The sequence below is a fragment of the Massilia sp. IC2-477 genome (assembly GCF_020707265.1).
Classification (GTDB): Bacteria; Pseudomonadota; Gammaproteobacteria; order Burkholderiales; family Burkholderiaceae_D; genus Telluria.
In genome coordinates this window covers 152,502-171,561 of the sequence record NZ_JAJFEQ010000006.1, presented here as the reverse complement: position 1 = coordinate 171,561, position 19,060 = coordinate 152,502, and the positions used below count along the sequence as shown (strand labels likewise).

The following is a 19,060-nucleotide window of genomic DNA, read 5'->3' as shown; positions in this document are numbered from 1 at the left end:
CGCCGCGCCCTTATTCGTCCGGCACCAGCACCAGCGAGTCCGGCGTGGCCGGACGCGTCGACGTGGCCGTGGCGAGCGCCGGTTGCTGCGCTTGCTGCTGCGCCTTGCCGCCACCTCCCTGCGTGCGGCCGTGCGGCTGGCGCAGGTAGCGCGCGCTGTGGCGGCGCTCGCCGTGCTGGCCCTTGGCCGGCCAGGTGAGGAAGCGCGACAGCTCCTGCAGCGCGCGCTGGTAGACATCGCGCTTGAACTCGATGACCACGTCCAGCGGCACCCAGTAGTCGTGCCAGCGCCAGGCATCGAACTCGGGATGGTCGGTCAGGCGCAGGTTGACGTCGTTATCGCGCGCCATCATGCGCAGCAGGAACCAGATCTGCTTCTGGCCACGGTAGTGGCCGCGGATCTCGCGCTTGATGAAGTGGTCGGGCACTTCATAGCGCAGCCAGTCGCGGGTGCGGCCCACGATCTTGACGTGCTCCTGGCGCAAGCCGATTTCTTCCTCGAGCTCGCGATACATTGCCTGCTCCGGCGTCTCGCCGTATTTGATACCCCCTTGCGGAAACTGCCACGAGTGCTCGCGCACCCGCTTGCCCCACCACACCTCGTTGTTGGCGTTCAGCAGGATGATGCCGACGTTGGGGCGGAACCCTTCACGATCGAGCATAAGTGCACCTCGAAACTTTCTGCCGGCCGTACGATCCTTATATTTTTACCCACAAATTGCCATTGCCAGCTTGCCGGCGAGTTGCCGACAAGGAGGGTGCTGCGTGTTCCGGACCCATTTGTAGAAAGATTGGACGCATCAGCCAGCTAATCCTTTAAAATTAGGTCGATTATAACTCTCTCTTTTTAAAAAGAATTCACGGATATGCGCGCCTCACGATTTTTTATTTCAACGCTTAAAGAAGCGCCTTCCGACGCCGAAATCGTCAGCCACCAGCTGATGATGCGCGCCGGGATGATCAAACGCCTCGGTTCGGGCATCTACACCTACATGCCGACCGGCCTGCGGATCATCCGCAAGGTCGAGAACATCATCCGCGAAGAAATGAATAAGGCGGGCGCGATCGAACTGCTGATGCCGCTGGTGCAGCCGGCAGAGCTGTGGCAAGAGACGGGCCGCTGGGACAAGATGGGCCCGGAGTTGATGCGCGTCAAAGACCGTCATGGCCGTGAGTTCGCCATCCAGCCGACGTCCGAAGAAGTCGTGACCGACGTCGTGCGCAGCGAGCTGAAGTCCTACCGCCAGTTGCCGATCAACTTCTATCACATCCAGACCAAGTTCCGCGACGAGCGCCGTCCGCGCTTCGGCCTGATGCGCGGCCGCGAGTTCACCATGAAGGATGCGTATTCCTTCGACCGCGACGTCGAAGGCATGCAGAAGTCCTACGCGACCATGTTCGACGCCTACACCAAGATCTTCACCCGCTTCGGCCTGAAGTTTCGCGCGGTGGCGGCCGACAACGGCGCCATCGGCGGCACCGGCTCGCATGAATTCCACGTCATCGCCAGCACCGGCGAAGACGCGCTGGTGTACTGCCCGACCTCGGATTACGCGGCCAACATCGAAGCGGCCGAAGCGCTGGCCGGCGGCGAGCGTGGCGCGGCGACCCAGCAGCTGACCAAGACCTCCACGCCCGGCAAGACCAAGTGTGAAGCCGTGGCCGAACTCCTGAGCATTCCGCTGCAGCAGCACGTCAAGAGCATCGCCCTGACCGTCGAGAACGAAGGCAAGAAGACTTACTTCCTGCTGCTGCTGCGCGCCGACCATGAACTGAACGAGATCAAGGTCAACAAGGTGCCGGGCCTGAAGGAATTCCGCTTCTCGACCGAAGCGGAGATCCAGGAGGTGTATGGCACCGTGCCGGGCTACCTCGGTCCGGTCGGCACCAAGCTCCCGGTCACCGTCGTGGCCGACCGCAGCGTCGCCAACATGGCCGATTTCGTCTGTGGCGCCAACGAAGCGGATTATCACTACACGGGCGCCAACTGGGGCCGCGACTGCGCCGAGCCGCTCGTTGCCGACCTGCGCAACGTGGTCGAAGGCGACGCTTCGCCGGACGGCAAGGGCGTGCTGGCGATCGAGCGCGGCATCGAAGTGGGCCACGTGTTCCAGCTCGGTACCGCCTACTCGGAAGCGATGGGCGCCACCTTCCTCGACGAAGCCGGCAAGCCGGCCCCGCTGCAGATGGGCTGCTACGGCATCGGCGTGACCCGCATCCTGGGCGCGGCGATCGAGCAGAACTACGACGACAAGGGCATCATCTGGCCGGATTCGATCGCTCCCTTCGAGCTGGTGCTGTGCCCGATGGGCCTGGACCGCAGCGAGATGGTCAAGGAACAGACCGAGAAGCTGTACGCCGAGCTGCAGGCGGCCGGCGTGGACGTGATCGTCGACGACCGTGGCCTGCGTCCGGGCGCGATGTTCGCCGACTGGGAACTGATCGGCGTGCCGCACCGTGTCGTGATCGGCGAGCGTGGCCTCAAGGAAGGCAACCTGGAATACCAGGGCCGCCGCGACGAAGCCGCCACCAGCGTGCCGGTCGACGGCATGGTCGCCTTCATCAAGGGCAAGCTGGGCAAGTGAACCCGGTGATGTTGTTCCCGTGGGTGGCGAGCGCGCTGCTTGCCGCCGGCTTGCTGTTTGGAGGCTCGGCGCAGGCCGGCAACCAGAAGGAAGAACAGCTTGCCGACGCGGTGCGCCTGGCGCTGGCCAACGCCATCCACGACAAGCGCCTGCCCAAGCCCGTCCTGCGCGACGAGGCGGCGCGGGCGCGCTACCAGGCCTGGTTCGGCGAGATGTCGCGCCGCCTCACCAAGCGCATCCCGGACGAACTGTCGCGTACCGAGTTCCTCGAGACGGTATGGTACGAGTCGACCCGCGCCGGGCTGGATCCGGGACTGGTGCTGGGCCTGATCCAGGTGGAATCCGCCTACCGCAAGTACGCGATCTCGATCGCCGGCGCGCGCGGCTACATGCAGGTGATGCCGTTCTGGACCAAGGTGATCGGCGACAGCGACCGCCGCATGCTGTTCAACATGCAGACCAACCTGCGCTATGGCTGCGCGATCCTGCGCATGTACATCGACATGGAGAAGGGCAACCTCTATCTCGCCCTGGGCCGCTATAACGGCAGCCGCGGCAAGCCGCAGTATCCGAACGCCGTGCTGGCGGCGTGGAAGAAGTGGGAGTTCGGGCCTTCCGCCTGAGCCTACAATCCGAAACATTTCAATCTGCCATATGCACTTGGCAAGGTGTAAACTCTTCGCTTTCCCGACCTCGAGGTCTCCATGCGATTGTCCACCCTTGCCGGCGCCATCCTGATTGCGATGCTGGCCGGCTGCGCGGCCGTGCCACCGGCTTCCCATTCACCCGCCCAGGCACAGAGCGAAGCGCGCGCAAAGAACGTCATCTTCTTCCTCGGCGACGGCATGGGCCTGAACACGCTCACCGCCGCGCGCATCTTCCACGCCGGCGAAGAGGGCGAACTCACCATCGACCGCCTGCCCGAATCGGCCTTCGTGAAGACCTTCTCGAACGACGCGATGGTGACCGACAGCGCTGCCGGCATGGCTGCCTACATGACGGGCGTGAAGCAGAACAACGGCGTGATCTCGATGTCCTTCGGCACCCGCTCGATCGCGCCCGGCAAGGACGCCAACGGCAATGCCCTCGTCAGCAAATGCGAGAACGGTTCACCCGCCACGACCCTGCTGGAACTGGCGCGCAGCCGCGGCATGGCGACGGGCGTCGTCACCAACACCAGCGTCACCGACGCCACCCCGGCCTCCGCCTATGGCCATGGCTGCCACCGCAAGCTCGAAACCGACTTCGCCGCGATGCTGGTGCCGGGCGGCGCCGGCTACAACAATGCCCTTGGGGCGCGCGGCCTGGATGTGCTGTTCGGCGGCGGGCGCCAGTTCTTCACACCCTTCGAATTTGGCGGCAAGCGTGCCGATAGACGTGACCTGCTGGCGGAACTGGGCAAGCAGGGCTTCCGCGTGGTGTCGAATACGGCGGAATTCAACACGCTGGACGCCAACCCGCAGCAGCCGGCCATCGGCCTGTTCGCGGCCAATCACATGGACTACGACGCCACGCGCGACCCTGCGAAGCAGCCGAGCCTGACCGAAATGACGCGCAAGGCCATCGACCTGCTGGCGCCGCACGCCGGTCCGACAGGCGCCGGCTTCTTCCTGGTGGTGGAGGGCGGCCTGATCGACCACGCGCTGCACGCCACCCTCGGCAAGCGCGCGCTGCAGGAAACCGTGTCCTACAACGCCGCCATGCAGGCCGCGCTGGACAAGATGGAAGCGCTCGACCCGGGCCTGAAGAACACCCTGATCGTCGCCACTGCGGATCACGACCACACGCTGCTCCTGAATGGCTACACGGTCCGCACCGGCAAGACCACGCCGACCAACCCGGGCGTGCTGGGCCTGGTGAGCAACCTCGACGGATCTCCGAAGCTGGACCGGGAAGGCCGACCCTTCACCATCATCGGCTTCGGCACCGGCGAGAACCGCACCAACGGCAGCCGCGGCGCCAAGCCGGCGCTGACCGACGAGATCGTGACGCGCGACGACTACCACCAGGAAGCAGTGGTGCGCACCCGCACCGGGGCCGAGACCCATGGCGGGACTGACGTCTACCTGGGCGCCGCCGGCGCCGGCGCGGAACTGTTCCGCGGGACCATCGACAACACCCGCGTCTTCAGCCTGATCAAGACCGCAGCCGGCCTGTAAGGAGACCATGATGAATAAACGACTTTCCTGCCTAGCGGCCGCCACCTTCTTCAGTAGCGCCGCGATGGCAGCGCCGCAGGCCAAGAACATCATCTTCTTCCTCGGCGACGGCATGGGGCCCACCACCATCACGGCCGCGCGCATCTTCAAGCACGGCGAGGACGGCCTCCTGAACTTCGAACGGCTGGAGCGCACCGCGCGCCTGAAGACTTATTCGAACGACTTCCAGACCACCGACAGCGCGCCTTCGATGGGCGCCTACATGACCGGCGTGAAGATCAACCAGGACGGCATCTCCATCAAGGATGCGCGCGCCATCGATCCGGACAGGGACGCCAACGGCAACCGCACGGTCGACAAGTGCGTCGACGGCCAGGTGGTGCCGACCATCCTGGAACTGGCGAAAGCCGCTGGCCGTGCGGTGGGCGCGGTGACCACCACCGAGCTGACCCACGCCACCCCGGCGTCGACCTTCTCGCACGTGTGCCACCGCGACGCGGCCTACAGCATCGCGCGCCAGATCGTGCCGGGCGGCGCCGGCTACAACGCGGCGCTGGGAGACGGCGTCGACGTCCTGATGGGCGGCGGGCGCCATCACTTCACGCCTTTTGATAAAGCCACCAATCCGAAGGGCCGTGCGGACGGGCGCGACCTGATGGCGGAGTTCGCGGCCCAGGGCTATTACGTGGCCGGCACGCGCGCGGGCATGATGTCGGCGCGTCCGGGCCGCAAGTTCGTCGGCATCTACAGCGCCGACGACCACCTCGACTACGCGCTGGCGCGCCGCCCGGAGCAGCCGACCCTGAGCGAGATGGCGCTGAAGGCGATCGAGCTGCTGTCGAAAGATCCGGACGGCTTCTTCCTGATGGTCGAAGGCGGCAAGATCGACCACGCCCTGCATGACAACAACGCGAAGAACGCCCTGGCCGACACGGTGGCCTTCGACGAAGCGATCCAGGCCGCCATCGACCGCATGCGCCAGCTGGATCCGGGCCTGGAAAACACCCTGATCGTGGTGACGGCCGACCATGATCACACGATGGTCCTGAACGGCTACCCGAAGCGCGGCAGCAAGGTGCTCGATATCGTTCACGACTACGCGAGCGGAGAACCGAAGAAGGACGCCGACGGCAAGACCTTCACCGCCCTCGTCTTCGGCAACGGCAAGGTGCGCCCGGACCTGCGCGCCGACGTCGACAGCGCCACCGCGCAGCGCGACGACTACCAGCAGGAGGCCGGCGTGCGCACGGTGTACGAGTCGCACGGAGGTGGCGATGTGAAGCTGTATGCGACCGGGGCCGGGTCGGCGCCGTTCAAGGGGACGATGGAGAATACGCAGGTATTCCACCTGATGAAGGCGGCGGCGGGGCTGTAGGAGCGCCTAACAATTCCCCCGATGGCTGCGTTGCATCGTCTCGCCGTACTAGCGTACTGTCTTCGACGATGCGCCTTGCCCTCGGGGTTTTGTTAGACGCTTTAGGCTGATGCTCTGAGCGCAGGAAAACAAAAAGCCCCGTCATCCGACGGGGCTTCTCATTTGCAAGGCTACTGGACAGCCGGCCAGTGCTTACTTCAGGTGGTCCGAAATGAGCTTGGTCATTTCGAACATCGACACTTGTGCCTTGCCACCGAAGACAGCTTTCAGCTTGTCGTCGGCGTTGATCATGCGGCGGTTCGATGCGTCCTGCAGGTTTTCTTTCTTGATGTAGTCCCAGACCTTCTTGGTGACTTCGGTGCGCGGCAGCGGCTTGTTGCCCACGACTGCGGCCAGTTCGCCCGATGGCGTCATCTCTTTCATGAAAGCGGCGTTCGGCTTGCGTGCTGCGGCCGGCTTCGCTGCTGGTTTCGCTGCTGCTTTTGCTGGAGCTGCCTTCTTTGCTGCAGGCTTGGCCGCTGCAGCCGGCTTGGCAGCGGCTTTCTTGGCTGGCGCTGCGGTGGATTTTTTGGCTGTTGCCATCTTCGAGCCTCCTAAAACGAACACAGGGAATTTGCGTTATTGACGCACGGGCTTATATTGGTGGCCTTTTACTGTTCGTGCAAGTCTTTTTCGAAATTTTTTCACTCTGATAAGCCCCAAAATGCGAGCTATCGCACACTTGAGGCGCCTTGAATGAAAAAACCGGCGGCCCGAATGTGAAAAAACCGCGCAAGGCCTGTGCCCGCGCGGTTTTCAGGGAAGCGCCGAATGGGTCAGCGCAGGCCGGGCATCATGCCCTTCATCCCGCGCATCATCTTCATCAGGCCGCCGCCTTTGAGCTTCTTCATCATGGTCTGCATCTGATCGTACTGATTCAGCATGCGGTTCACTTCCTGGACCTGCACGCCCGCGCCGGCCGCGATGCGGCGCTTGCGATTGGCCTTGATCAGCTCCGGCTTGGCGCGTTCGCCTGGGGTCATCGAGTCGATGATGCCGACCATGCGGCGCACCTGCTTCTCGGCCTGGTCCATGTTGGCGCCGGCTGCGGCCTGCTGGAACTGCGCCGGCAGTTTATCGAGGAGGCCGGACATGCCGCCCATTTTCTTCATCTGGGTCAGCTGCGCCTTGAAGTCGTTCATGTCGAACTTGCCGCCACCCTTGATCTTGTTGGCCAGCTCGGTCGCGGCCTGGGCGTCGACGCCCTTGCGCGCTTCTTCGACCAGCGCCAGGATGTCGCCCATGCCCAGCACGCGGTTGGCCATGCGGCCTGGGTCGAAGGCTTCCAGGCCATCCAGTTTTTCGGACACGCCGGCGAACTTGATCGGCTTGCCGGTCACGTGGCGCACGGAGAGTGCGGCGCCGCCGCGCGAGTCGCCATCGAGCTTGGTCAGCACCACGCCGGTCAGGGGCAGGGCGTCATTGAAAGCCTTGGCGGTGTTGATCGCGTCCTGGCCCAGCATGGCGTCGACCACGAACAGGGTCTCGACCGGATTGACGGCGGCGTGCACCGCGGCGATCTCCTGCATCATCGCTTCGTCGATGCCGAGACGACCGGCGGTGTCGATGATCAGGACGTCGTGATAGTGCTTCTTCGCCCAATCGAGCGCGTTACGCGCGATGTCGACCGGCTTGTCGCTGGCGGTGGAAGGGAAGAAGTCGGCGCCGACCTGCTTGGTGACGGACTCCAGCTGCGCGATCGCGGCCGGACGGTAGACGTCGGCGGAAACCGTCAGGACCTTCTTTTTCTTCTGCTCTTTCAGGTACTTGGCCAGCTTGCCAGTGGTGGTCGTTTTACCGACACCCTGCAGGCCCGCCATCAGGATGATCGCCGGCGGCTGCTGGGCAAACGAGAGCTGGGTGGCTTCCGGACCGAGGTCGGCGCCCATCAGGGCGGCCAGCTCGCGCTGCACCACGCCGACCAGCGCCTGGCCGGGACTGAGCGAGCCGATGACTTCTTCGCCCAGTGCTTTTTCTTTGACTTTCGCGATGAACTCGCGCACCGCCGGCAGCGCCACGTCGGCTTCCAGCAGGGCCATGCGCACTTCGCGCAGCATCTCGGCGGTGTTGGCCTCGGTAAGGCGCGCCTCGCCGCGCATCGTCTTGACGACCTTGGCTAGGCGTTGGGTAAGGTTATCTAGCATGTTCTACCTGACTATATATACGACGGCATTCGAATACGGGCGCATTCGATAAACCACCATTTTACCTTGCACGGGCCGCCGAGTTCGACCGCGGCGGAGATATAGCGCAATTTTTCATCAGCTGTGATGCGTTCGATCATGTGGAAAGCTTGCCGGAATTGACACATCTCACGTCCTAACAGGCCATTTCCCGTCAGCATCTTCTTCTAGCCGCGTCTGTTTTGGCGAGGCAATCCATGGGAGAACATGCATGATCAGGCTATTCGGCAGCATCCTCGCCGCCACCGCCCTGCTGGCAGCGGGCGGAGCAGGGGCCCAGGAGGTGGTCCGGCTCGGGAACCTCAAGCTCGCGCACTTCGGCGCGGTATCGTACATCAAGGAGATCGCGCCCAAATGCGGCATCCGGGTCGAGGAAAAGGTCTTCGCCAAGGGACTGGACGTGATGCAGGCGATCATCGCCGGCGAACTGGACGTCGGCGCCACCGCCTCGGAGGCAGCGATCTCGGGCCGCGCCGGCGGCGCCCCCATCGTGGTGGTAGCCGGTTTCGCACGCGGCGGCGCGCGGCTGGTGGCGCGGCCCGAACTCGGCATCCGCAGCGTGGCCCAGCTCAAGGGCAGGAAGGTGGGCGTGACGCGCGGCGCGATCCAGGAAGTGCTCTTGATGGCGCAGCTGGCCAAGCACGGCCTCAAGGCCGATGCGGCGCCCGGCAAGGATGTGCAGCTGGTGTACCTGGGCTACCCGGACCTGAACCAGGCCCTGCTCGGCAAGCAGATCGACGCCATGATGCAGTCCGAGCCCCAGTCTTCCCAGGCCATCAACAAGGGCTTCGGCGTGGAGGTGCTGAAGCCGTATGACACCCCGATCGGCGAACCGGTGCGCACCCTGGTGATGACCGAGAAGTTCTACCGCGAGCGCCGCGCGGTGGCGGAGAAATTCATGCGTTGTTTTGTAGAGGCCACCAAGACCTTCATCGACAGCCCGGCCGCGGCCGAGAAATATGTACGCGAGACGATCTTCAAGAACCAGATCTCGAGCGACGACTTCCAGGATGCGATCCGCAATTCGCCGTACTCGTTCGACATCACGCCGGAGCACATCCAGGTCACCACCGACATCATGGCCCGCACCGGGGTAGGGCGCATGGCCAGGCCGCCGCTGGCGCAGGACTGGGTGCGCACCGACCTCCTGGCGGCGGCCAGGAAAAGCCTGGACCTGAAGTGACGATCATGAAAGACAGACGCACATTCGCGCGCGAGCGCTGGAAAGAAGTCGCGACGGGCGCCGTGGTGCCGGTGCTGGCCATCGCCCTGTGGCAGTGGGTGGCCATGAACGGCTGGGTCAACCCGCAGGTGCTGCCGGCGCCGCTGGACGTATGGCGCAAGTGGGTGGCCTACCTGCTGCCGCTGGTGCCGTTCGATGCCTACACGGAGGGTGGCTGGCTGGCGTGGGCGCTGTCGGGCGAGCTGCCGGTGGACATCTGGACCAGCATGGTGCGGGTGGTGGTGGGCTTCGCCATCGGCGCCGGGCTGGCGCTGCCGCTGGGACTGGCGATGGGAGCAAGCCGCATCGTGTACGCGTGGATGAACCCCCTGGTGCAGATCCTGCGCCCGATCCCTCCGATCGCCTACATCCCGCTGGCCATCCTGTGGTTCGGGCTCGGCAACCCGCCGGCCGTGTTCCTGATCGCGCTGGGTGCGTTCTTCCCGGTCCTGATGAACACCATCGCCGGGGTGCGCCACGTGGACGGCATCTACCTGCGCGCGGCGCGCAACCTCGGGGCGGGCGGGGTCACCATGTTCCTGCGCGTGATCCTGCCGGCCGCCGTGCCCTACATCCTGTCGGGGGTACGGATCGGGATCGGCACCGCCTTCATCGTGGTGATCGTCTCCGAAATGATCGCCGTGAACAACGGACTGGGTTTTCGCATCCTGGAAGCGCGCGAGTACTTCTGGTCCGACAAGATCATCGCCGGGATGATCACCATCGGCATGCTCGGCCTCCTGATCGACGTCGCCATGAACCGCCTGAACAATCACCTGCTGCGCTGGCACCGCGGCCTGGAGCACTGACATGAACGCACCGACCTCCAACCTGGCGCCCCACATCCGCATCGCGGGCGTCAACAAGATCTTCGAGACGGGCGGACGCACCGTCACCGCGCTGCAGGACATCCACCTGGAGATCCCGCACGGCCAGTTCACCTGCCTGCTCGGGCCTTCGGGCTGCGGCAAGTCGACCCTGCTCAACGCGGTGGCGGGCTTTTCGCTACCGAGCAGCGGGACGATCACGGTCGACGCCAGGCCCGTCAAGGCGCCGGGGCCGGACCGCGGCATGGTGTTCCAGGAATATGCGCTGTTTCCCTGGATGACGGTAGAGGACAACATCGCCTTCGGCCTGCACATCAAGGGTGTCGGCAAGGCGGCGATCCGCGACCGGGTGGGCGAGCTGCTGGCGATGCTGTCGCTGTCGGACTTCCGCCAGCGCTTTCCCAAGGACCTGTCGGGCGGCATGCGCCAGCGGGTGGCGATCGCGCGCGTGCTGGCGCTGGATTCGCCCATCATGCTGATGGACGAACCCTTCGGCGCCCTCGACGCGCTCACCCGCCGCAACCTGCAGGAAGAGCTGCTGCGCATCTGGTCGGGCCTGAACAAGACCATCCTGTTCGTCACCCACAGCATCGAAGAGGCGATCTACCTGGCCGACCGCATCGTGGTGATGACCTACCGCCCGGGCACGGTCAAGCGCGACCTGCTGGTCGACCTGCCGCGCATGCGCGACCCGGCCTCCAGCGAGTTCAATGCGCTCAAGCGCGAGCTCGGGGTGATGGTGATGGAGGAGCAGCAGCGGCATCATACGGAGGAGATGCGGATGGCGGCGGTGGATTGATGCTGTGGTGGCTGACCTACGAAAATTGGGTTCCGGCCTTCGCCGGAACGACGTGCATACGTTAACGATGACAACTTTTGTACCGCTAAACGTGAAACCGTCATTCCGGCGAAGGCCGGAATCCAATTTAGCGTGATCAGCCACCCCAGCAAGCTCCGGCAGCGAAAGAGGGGCTATCCACTGGCACTGGTCGATGGTGTAGACTCTTATTATGCAGAACTCCCTCTTCCTCGCCGCGGCCCTGCTGTACGCGGTGTGCGCCCTGCTGCCGTCGCGCCGGGGCGCCGTCATCTCAGGCGTCACCGCCGTGGCCTGGGCGGTGCATGGCGCTGCGCTCGCGCTCGACGTGGTCGCGCCCGGCCGGCTGCGGGTCGGCTTCGCCATCATGCTCTCCAGCGCGCTGTGGGTCTCGGTGGCCGCCTACTGGCTGGAAAACCGCAACTTCGCCCTGGACGGCATGCGCCGCCTGGTGATGCCCTTCGCTTGCGTGGCCGCGCTGCTGCCGGTGATCTTCCCCGGCAGCCTGCTGGCCCTGAACGGCCAGACGCCCGCCTTTGGCTGGCACGTGCTGGTTGCCGTGCTGGCCTACAGCACGCTCACCATCGCCGCCTTCCACGCCGTGCTGATGGCCCTGCAGGAGGCGCGCCTGCACACGCGCACCGCCAGCGGCGGCTGGCTGGGCAGCGCGCTGGACCAGCTGCCGGCGCTGCTCACCATGGAAAAGCTGCTGTTCCGCGTGATCTGGATCGGCTTCATCCTGCTCAGCCTCACGGTGCTGTCGGGCGTGGTGTTCTCCGAGCAGCTGTTCGGCCGCGCGCTGCGCTTCGACCACAAGAGCGTGTTCGCGCTGCTGTCCTGGCTGTTGTTCGCGGCGCTGCTGGCTGGCCGCCGCTGGCAAGGCTGGCGCGGCAAGACCGCCCTGCGCTTCACGCTGGCAGGCTTTGCCACCCTGGCGCTGGCCTACGTCGGCAGCCGCTTCGTGCTCGAAGTCGTCCTGCACCGGAGCGTCGCATGAGCCGCGTCCTGTTCTGGATCCTGCTGGTCGGCCTGGTCGTGCTGGCCATCCGCGCCAAGCTCAAGGGCCTGGCGGCGCGCCAGCAGCCGCCCCTGCATGAAGAGCCGCGCGAGCAAAAGCCCGCCGCGCAGATCGAAAGCATGACCCAGTGCGCCCACTGCGGCATCCACTTCCCCGCGTCGGAAGCGGTGCAGGCCGACGGCCACGACTACTGCTCGCCGGGCCACGTGCGCCTGCCGCCGCAGTAAGCCGGCCGATGTCGCCCAAAGCGGTGCTGTCCCGCGAAGCGCGCACGACCCTGTGGCGCTCGCTCCAGACCTTTACCATCACCCGCATCGTCATCGCGCTGGTACTGCTGCTCTACCTGGGCCTGAGCGTCACCGGCGACGGCCTGCGCCTGGATGCCGTCAACACCCGCATCTGCCTGTTCTACCTGGCGGCGGCGCTGGTGTTCGGCGCCTTCGCTACCTGGGGGCGGCGCCGCTTCGCGCTGCAGCTGGGCTGCCAGATCGCGGTCGACCTGGTGGTGATCTCGCTGCTCTACCTGGAAACCGGCGGCATGCGCAGCGGCCTGGCGATCCTGTACCTGTTCCCGCTCGCCGGCGCCGCCATCCTGGCGCCGCTGACGCTGGCGCTGTTTTCGAGCGCGGTCGCGACGATGTTCCTGCTGCTGGAGTCCATCTGGCAGGTTTTCATGCAGGACCGCCAGCCGCCCCTGATGCAGGCCGGCCTGTACGGCGCCGCCTTCTTCGCCGGCGCGCTGCTGGTGAACCGCCTGGCGGCGCGCCTGATCAAGCAGGAAGAACTGGCCGCCCAGCGCGGCGCCGACCTGCGCATCCAGCAGGCGATCAACGGCATCGTCATCGCCGACGTCGGCGACGGCATCCTGGTGGCCGGCGACGACAGCGCGGTGTTTACCGGCAACCCGGCGGCCCGGCGCATGCTGGGACTGGAAGGGGAGGCGGCCGGCTTCCGGCTGGACGAGGCGCCGGGACTGGAGCCGATGGCCCAGGCGTTCGGCGCCTGGCTGCGCGCCCCGATCGAAGGCGCGGCCTTCGTCACCGTCAAGCCCTACCAGGAAGACGCCGGTCCCCTGCGTGGCCGGCGCGACCAGCCAGTCCACCTGAAGCTGCGCTTCGCGCGGGTCGACACGGCAGGCAGAGAGCTCGGCCGCAGCGTGGTGTTCATGCAGGATGTCAGCGCCATCGAGAACCAGGCGCAGCAACTCAAGCTGGCCTCGATGGGGCGCCTCACCGCCAGCATCGCGCACGAGGTGCGCAACCCGCTGTCGGCGATCGGCCACGCCACCGCGCTGCTGGCCGAAGACCTGCACGGGCCGGCCGAGGTGCGCCTGCTGAAGATCGTGGGCGACAACGTGGCGCGCGTGAACCGCATGGTCGAGGACATCCTGCAGCTGTCGCGCAAGGTGCAGCCGAACAGCGAGCCGCTGCAGCTGGCCGATTTTCTTACCGAGCTGAAAGCCGAATTCTGCGAAACCCATGGCCTGAGCGATGATATAGTCCATCTGGGCGACGCCGGGCCGAGCGCGGTGCGCTTCGACCCGCTGCACCTGCACGAAGTGCTGCTCAACCTGCTGGGTAACGCGGTGCGCTATGCCAGCAAAAAGCCGGGCAGCATCCGCATCTTCCCGGCGCGCGACGCCGCCGGCCGCATCGAGCTGCATGTGCAGGACGACGGCCCGGGCATCACGCCGGAAGTGCGTGCCCACCTGTTCGAGCCCTTTTACACGACCTCGAGCAAGGGCACGGGCCTGGGCCTGTACCTGGCGCGCGAGCTGTGCCTGAACAATGACGCGAAGCTGGACTACGAATACCGCTTCGATGCGGCGGGTAGCGGACCGCGCCGCGCGAGCGGACGCTTCGTGATCAGCTTTTCGCAGCCGGCCTAGCGCGCCACTATATAAATAGAGAACACCATGACCGCACCCCGCATCCTCGTGGTCGACGACGAAGCCGACCTGCGCGAACTGCTGGAGATCACCCTGCTCAAGATGGGGCTGGACGTCGACAGCGCCGCCACGCTGCGCCAGGCGCGCACACTGGTCGAGGAGCACGACTACGCCCTGGTCCTGACCGACATGCGCCTGCCCGACGGCCTCGGGCTGGAGCTGGTGCGCGAAGTGAGCGCCTCCGGCAAGGGCACCCCGATCGCGGTCATCACCGCCTACGGCAGCGCCGAGAACGCGGTGGTGGCGCTCAAGGCTGGCGCGTTTGACTACATCTCCAAGCCGGTGGCGCTCGACGCCCTGCGCGTGATGGTGCGCTCGGCCCTCAAGCTCCTTGATGCGCCGGCGGCGCCGGTGGACGGGGCGGCATCTAGCTCGCGCATGATCGGTAGGTCGGCCGCGATGGAGGCGCTGCGCGCCCAGATCGGCCGGCTGGCGCGATCCAACGCGCCGATCTCGATTACCGGCGAATCGGGCAGCGGCAAGGAACTGGCCGCGCGCGAAATCCACGCCCAGAGTTCGCGCGCCGGCAAGCCTTTCGTTGCGGTGAACTGCGGCGCCATCCCCGAGACCCTGATGGAAGCGGAATTCTTCGGCTACCGCAAGGGCGCCTTTACCGGCGCCTCCGAGGAGCGCGACGGCTTCTTCCAGGCCGCCAATGGCGGCACCCTGATGCTGGACGAAGTGGCCGACCTGCCGCTGCCGATGCAGGTCAAGCTGCTGCGCGCGATCCAGGAGCGGCGCGTGCGCAAGATTGGCGACGCCAATGAAGAACCGGTGGACGTGCGCATCATCAGCGCCACCCACCAGGACCTGGCGCGCTGCGTCGAGCAGGGCCGGTTCCGGCAAGACCTGTTCTACCGCCTGAACGTGATCGAACTGTCGCTGCCGCCGCTGCGCGAGCGCATCGACGACCTGGCGCCGCTGGTGGATGCGATCCTGGCGCGCCTGGCCGGACCGGGCCAGGCCTCGCTGGGACCGGGCGTGCTGGACGCGCTGCGCGCGTATTCCTTCCCGGGGAATATCCGCGAACTGGAGAATGTGCTGGAGCGGGCGCTGGCCTTTGCCGACGACGGCGTGATCGAAGTCGGCGACCTGTCGCTGAAGGCGGCGCGGCCGGGTGAAGCCTCGGCGCGCGAACCAATGGCCGCGGCGCCGGCGCCTGCACCCGCCGCGCCGGAGCCGCAACCGGAGCCGCTGCCGCTGTCGACCCCGGCCCCGCCACCCGGGCCGGCCATGCCCGGCCAGGACATGCTGGGGCCGAACGGCCTGCCCGGCAACCTGCCCGAGTACCTGAGCCAGGTCGAGCGCGACATCATCCAGCGCGCCCTGCAGCAAACCCAGTTCAACCGCACCCAGGCCGCCAGCCTGCTCGGCATCAGCGTGCGCCAGTTGCGCTACCAGATGCAGAAGCTGGAGATCGTGGCGCCGGACGACAGCGCTTGACCTGCGTTGCACATGTCATCATGTTGTCTTTTCGCCAGTGCAGAATGCACAAGAATGATGCATCGCCCCTCGCCCTGACTACGCTTTATGCAGCACGATTTCGCGACGTTAGTACTCGCTCACGTCAGACTCCCCGCCATTCCGGCCACGCTTGCTTGTCAAGCCCATGCACCAAAAAAAACAGAAAAAATTGCGAAGTTCTTCACTTGCCGTGACTTGGGTCAGGTACTACAATTAGTCTCATATCAAGATCGAACACTAGATATAGTGGTAGTAGACGAAAGGCAACTATATTTAAGTTCGACTTGAAGCTTGCTCCGCAAGCTCCTGATTCATCAGCGATTTTCGAACCCTGCGTACTGGTTGCCAGTGAAGTGCTCCAGCTGGCGGGGTATCGCTTTGCTTAAATTTTGTCGGCCTGACAAGCCGGCCAAGACCAACGACGGCAGGTACGGCTGCCCACTGGAGGCCCAATGCAAACAGCACAAGACATTTCGATCAACCCGCACGTCACCACCGGTGCGTCGTCCACGGCTACCCCTGCGGAAATCGCCGCACGCGGTGACTATCGCGTCATCCGCCGCAACGGCGCCGTGGTCGCGTTCGAGCCGCACAAGATCTCGGTCGCGATGACCAAGGCCTTCCTCGCCGTCGCCGGTGGCCAGGGCGCGGCATCGGCCCGCATCCGCGAGCTGGTGGAACAGCTGACCAACAACGTGGTGGCCGCGCTGGTGCGCCGCCAGCCGAACGGCGGCACCTTCCACATCGAAGACGTGCAGGACCAGGTCGAACTGTCGCTGATGCGCTCGGGCGAGCATGACGTCGCGCGCGAATACGTGCTGTACCGCGCCAAGCGCATGGAAGAGCGCAAGGCCGCCAAGGAAGCCCTGGGGGGCACCGCCGTGGCCGCACCGCAGATCAATGTGGTCGACGGCGGCGAGCGCCGTCCGCTGGACATCAACGACGTCCACGCCCTCGTGAACGCCGCCTGCTCGGGCCTGGAAAAGCACGTCGATGCCGACGCCATCGTCGCCGAGACCCTGAAGAACCTGTACGACGGCGTGCCGGTCGAAGAACTGCACAAGTCGGCCATCCTGGCTGCACGCGCGCTGATGGAAACCGACCCGGCCTACAGCCAGGTCACCGCGCGCATCCTGCTGCACACGATCCGCAAGGAAGTCTTTGGCCACGAAGTGCCGCAGGCCGGCGCCGCTGCCGAGTACATCACCTACTTCCCGAAATACATCGCCAAGGGCATCGAGAACGAGCTGCTGGACGAAGAACTGGGCAAGTACGACCTCGAGCGCCTGGCCAAGGCCCTGGTCGCCGACCGCGACCTGCAGTTCGGCTACATCGGCCTGCAGACCCTGTACGACCGCTACTTCCTGCATGTGCGCGAAACCCGCATCGAGATGCCGCAGGCCTTCTACATGCGCGTCGCGATGGGCCTGGCCCTGCGTGAAGACGACCGCGAAGCGCGCGCCATCGAGTTCTACAACCTGCTGTCGAGTTTTGATTTCATGAGCTCGACCCCGACCCTGTTCAACTCGGGCACCCGCCGCTCGCAGCTGTCCTCGTGCTACCTGACCACCGTCGGCGACGACCTGGAAGGCATCTACGACGCCATCAAAGAGAACGCGCTGCTGTCGAAGTTCGCCGGCGGCCTGGGCAACGACTGGACCCCGGTCCGCGCGCTCGGTTCGCGTATCAAGGGCACCAACGGCAAGTCGCAGGGCGTGGTCCCGTTCCTGAAAGTGGTGAACGACACTGCCGTGGCAGTCAACCAGGGCGGCAAGCGCAAGGGCGCGGTCTGCGCCTACCTGGAAACCTGGCACATGGACATCGAGGAATTCCTCGACCTGCGCAAGAACACCGGCGACGACCGCCGCCGCACCCACGACATGAACACCGCGAACTGGATTCCGGACCTGTTCATGAAGCGCGTGATGGAGAAGGGCCACTGGAGCCTGTTCTCGCCGAGCGAGACCCCGGACCTGCACGACAAGGTCGGCAAGGCCTTCGAAGAAGCGTATGTCGCCTACGAAGCCAAGGCCGCACGCGGTGAAATGACCGTGTACAAGAAGGTCGAAGCGCTCGACCTGTGGCGCAAGATGCTGTCGATGCTGTTCGAGACCGGCCATCCGTGGATCACCTTCAAGGATCCGTGCAACATCCGCTCGCCGCAGCAGCATATCGGCGTCGTGCACTCGTCGAACCTGTGCACCGAGATCACCCTGAACACCAGCGCCGACGAGATCGCGGTCTGCAACCTGGGCTCGGTGAACCTGCCGCAGCACATGAAAGGCGAGGGCCTGGATCACGCCAAGCTGCAGAAGACCATCCGCACCGCGATGCGCATGCTGGACAACGTCATCGACATCAACTACTACGCCGTGGACAAGGCGCGCAACTCGAACATGCGCCACCGCCCGGTCGGCATGGGCATCATGGGTCACCAGGACTGCCTGCACATGATGCGCGTGCCCTTCGCCTCGGACAAAGCGGTCGAATTCGCCGACAAGTCGATGGAAGCCGTCTGCTACTACGCCTACCTGGCCTCGACCGAACTGGCCGAAGAACGCGGCCGCTACGAGTCGTACACCGGCTCGCTGTGGGACCGCGGCATCCTGCCGCAGGACTCGATCAAGCTGCTGGCCGAAGAACGCGGCGGCTACCTGGAGCAGGACACCAGCGAATCGATGGACTGGAGTGTGGTGCGCGAGCGCATCAAGCAGTTCGGCATGCGTAACTCGAACTGCGTGGCGATCGCCCCGACCGCGACGATCTCGAACATCATCGGCGTGTCGGCCTGCATCGAGCCGACCTTCCAGAACCTGTACGTGAAGTCGAACCTGTCGGGCGAATTCACCGAGATCAACTCGTACCTGGTGCGCGACCTGAAGGCACGCGACCTGTGGGACGAAGTCATGATCGCCGACCTGAAGTACTTCGACGGTTCGCTGAGCAAGATCGACCGCGTGCCGCAAGACCTGCGCGACATCTACGCCACCGCGTTCGAAGTCGAGCCGAAGTGGCTGGTGGAAGCCGCCTCGCGCCGCCAGAAGTGGATCGACCAGGCCCAGTCGCTGAACATCTACATGGCCGGCGCCTCGGGCAAGAAGCTGGACGAGACGTATAAACTGGCATGGCTGCGCGGCCTGAAGACCACCTACTACCTGCGCACCATCGCCGCGACGCACATGGAGAAGTCGACCACCCGCACCGGCGCCCTGAACGCGGTCCCGGTCTCGGGCGGCCTGGTGGGCGGCCATGCAGCGCCGGCAGCGAACGGCCCGGTGGCAGCAGCCCCGGCAGCACCTGCAGCGGCCAGCGCGGAAATCGTGGAAGGCGCCGCCTGCTACCTGCGTCCGGGCGACGCCGGCTTCGACGAGTGCGAAGCCTGCCAGTAATCGGCAATTGAGGTGTAAGCCGGCAGAGACGCCGG

General features: G+C 65.3%; 15 protein-coding genes. 12 read left to right on the top strand and 3 right to left on the bottom strand.

Going from position 1 to position 19,060, the window contains the following annotated elements:
* Nucleotides 1-10: 10 nt before the first annotated feature.
* Entirely contained in the window at nt 11-661 is a 651-nt protein-coding gene (locus tag LK542_RS14075; protein ID WP_227812372.1) for an RNA pyrophosphohydrolase, read from the bottom strand.
* Between the two features lie 204 nt (nt 662-865).
* Between LK542_RS14075 and LK542_RS14070 the strand changes: the two genes are divergently transcribed.
* The 4 genes from LK542_RS14070 (at nt 866) to LK542_RS14055 (ending at nt 6,118) form a co-directional block, all read left to right on the top strand.
* Nucleotides 866-2,584 (top strand): proline--tRNA ligase, encoded by a 1,719-nt coding sequence (locus LK542_RS14070; protein ID WP_227812371.1) that lies wholly within the window; start codon nt 866-868, stop codon nt 2,582-2,584.
* 8 nt (nt 2,585-2,592) lie between these two features.
* A complete protein-coding gene (locus LK542_RS14065; RefSeq protein WP_227812532.1) occupies nt 2,593-3,207 on the top strand; it encodes a lytic transglycosylase domain-containing protein in 615 nt (204 codons plus the stop codon).
* Between the two features lie 81 nt (nt 3,208-3,288).
* On the top strand, nt 3,289-4,743 hold the full coding sequence (locus LK542_RS14060) for an alkaline phosphatase (RefSeq protein WP_227812370.1): 1,455 nt from the start codon (nt 3,289-3,291) through the stop codon (nt 4,741-4,743).
* A gap of 7 nt (nt 4,744-4,750) precedes the next feature.
* Nucleotides 4,751-6,118: an alkaline phosphatase gene (locus LK542_RS14055; protein ID WP_227812369.1), complete on the top strand. Its 1,368-nt coding sequence runs from the start codon at nt 4,751-4,753 to the stop codon at nt 6,116-6,118.
* A 192-nt stretch (nt 6,119-6,310) separates the two neighbouring features.
* Here LK542_RS14055 and LK542_RS14050 read toward each other — a convergent pair whose 3' ends face one another.
* On the bottom strand, nt 6,311-6,700 hold the full coding sequence (locus LK542_RS14050) for an SWIB/MDM2 domain-containing protein (protein WP_227801720.1): 390 nt from the start codon (nt 6,698-6,700) through the stop codon (nt 6,311-6,313).
* Nucleotides 6,701-6,933: 233 nt separating this feature from the next.
* Nucleotides 6,934-8,301: a signal recognition particle protein gene (gene ffh, locus LK542_RS14045; RefSeq protein ID WP_227812368.1), complete on the bottom strand. Its 1,368-nt coding sequence runs from the start codon at nt 8,299-8,301 to the stop codon at nt 6,934-6,936.
* 250 nt (nt 8,302-8,551) lie between these two features.
* Here ffh and LK542_RS14040 point away from each other — a divergent pair, with 250 nt between their 5' ends.
* The 8 genes from LK542_RS14040 to LK542_RS14005 all read left to right on the top strand — a co-directional run bounded on the left by LK542_RS14040 (nt 8,552) and on the right by LK542_RS14005 (nt 19,025).
* Nucleotides 8,552-9,523: an ABC transporter substrate-binding protein gene (locus LK542_RS14040; RefSeq protein WP_227812367.1), complete on the top strand. Its 972-nt coding sequence runs from the start codon at nt 8,552-8,554 to the stop codon at nt 9,521-9,523.
* Nucleotides 9,524-9,528: 5 nt separating this feature from the next.
* A complete protein-coding gene (locus LK542_RS14035; protein ID WP_227812366.1) occupies nt 9,529-10,371 on the top strand; it encodes an ABC transporter permease in 843 nt (280 codons plus the stop codon).
* A 1-nt stretch (nt 10,372) separates the two neighbouring features.
* Nucleotides 10,373-11,188, top strand: coding sequence for an ABC transporter ATP-binding protein (locus LK542_RS14030; RefSeq protein ID WP_227801714.1), 816 nt, complete (start codon nt 10,373-10,375; stop codon nt 11,186-11,188).
* A gap of 211 nt (nt 11,189-11,399) precedes the next feature.
* The gene (locus LK542_RS14025) at nt 11,400-12,203 is read left to right on the top strand and encodes an inner membrane protein YpjD (RefSeq protein WP_227812365.1); all 804 of its coding nucleotides are present in this window, start codon (nt 11,400-11,402) and stop codon (nt 12,201-12,203) included.
* Nucleotides 12,200-12,451 (top strand): PP0621 family protein, encoded by a 252-nt coding sequence (locus tag LK542_RS14020; RefSeq protein WP_227812364.1) that lies wholly within the window; start codon nt 12,200-12,202, stop codon nt 12,449-12,451. The genes LK542_RS14025 and LK542_RS14020 overlap by 4 nt, the downstream gene beginning before the upstream one ends.
* An 8-nt stretch (nt 12,452-12,459) precedes the next feature.
* Nucleotides 12,460-14,112: a PAS domain-containing sensor histidine kinase gene (locus LK542_RS14015; protein WP_227812363.1), complete on the top strand. Its 1,653-nt coding sequence runs from the start codon at nt 12,460-12,462 to the stop codon at nt 14,110-14,112.
* 27 nt (nt 14,113-14,139) lie between these two features.
* On the top strand, nt 14,140-15,615 hold the full coding sequence (locus tag LK542_RS14010) for a sigma-54 dependent transcriptional regulator (RefSeq protein ID WP_227812362.1): 1,476 nt from the start codon (nt 14,140-14,142) through the stop codon (nt 15,613-15,615).
* Between the two features lie 473 nt (nt 15,616-16,088).
* Nucleotides 16,089-19,025 carry a ribonucleoside-diphosphate reductase subunit alpha gene (locus LK542_RS14005; protein WP_227801708.1) on the top strand — a complete coding sequence of 979 codons (2,937 nt, stop codon included), beginning with the start codon at nt 16,089-16,091 and terminating at the stop codon, nt 19,023-19,025.
* The last annotated feature ends 35 nt before the right edge of the window (nt 19,026-19,060 follow it).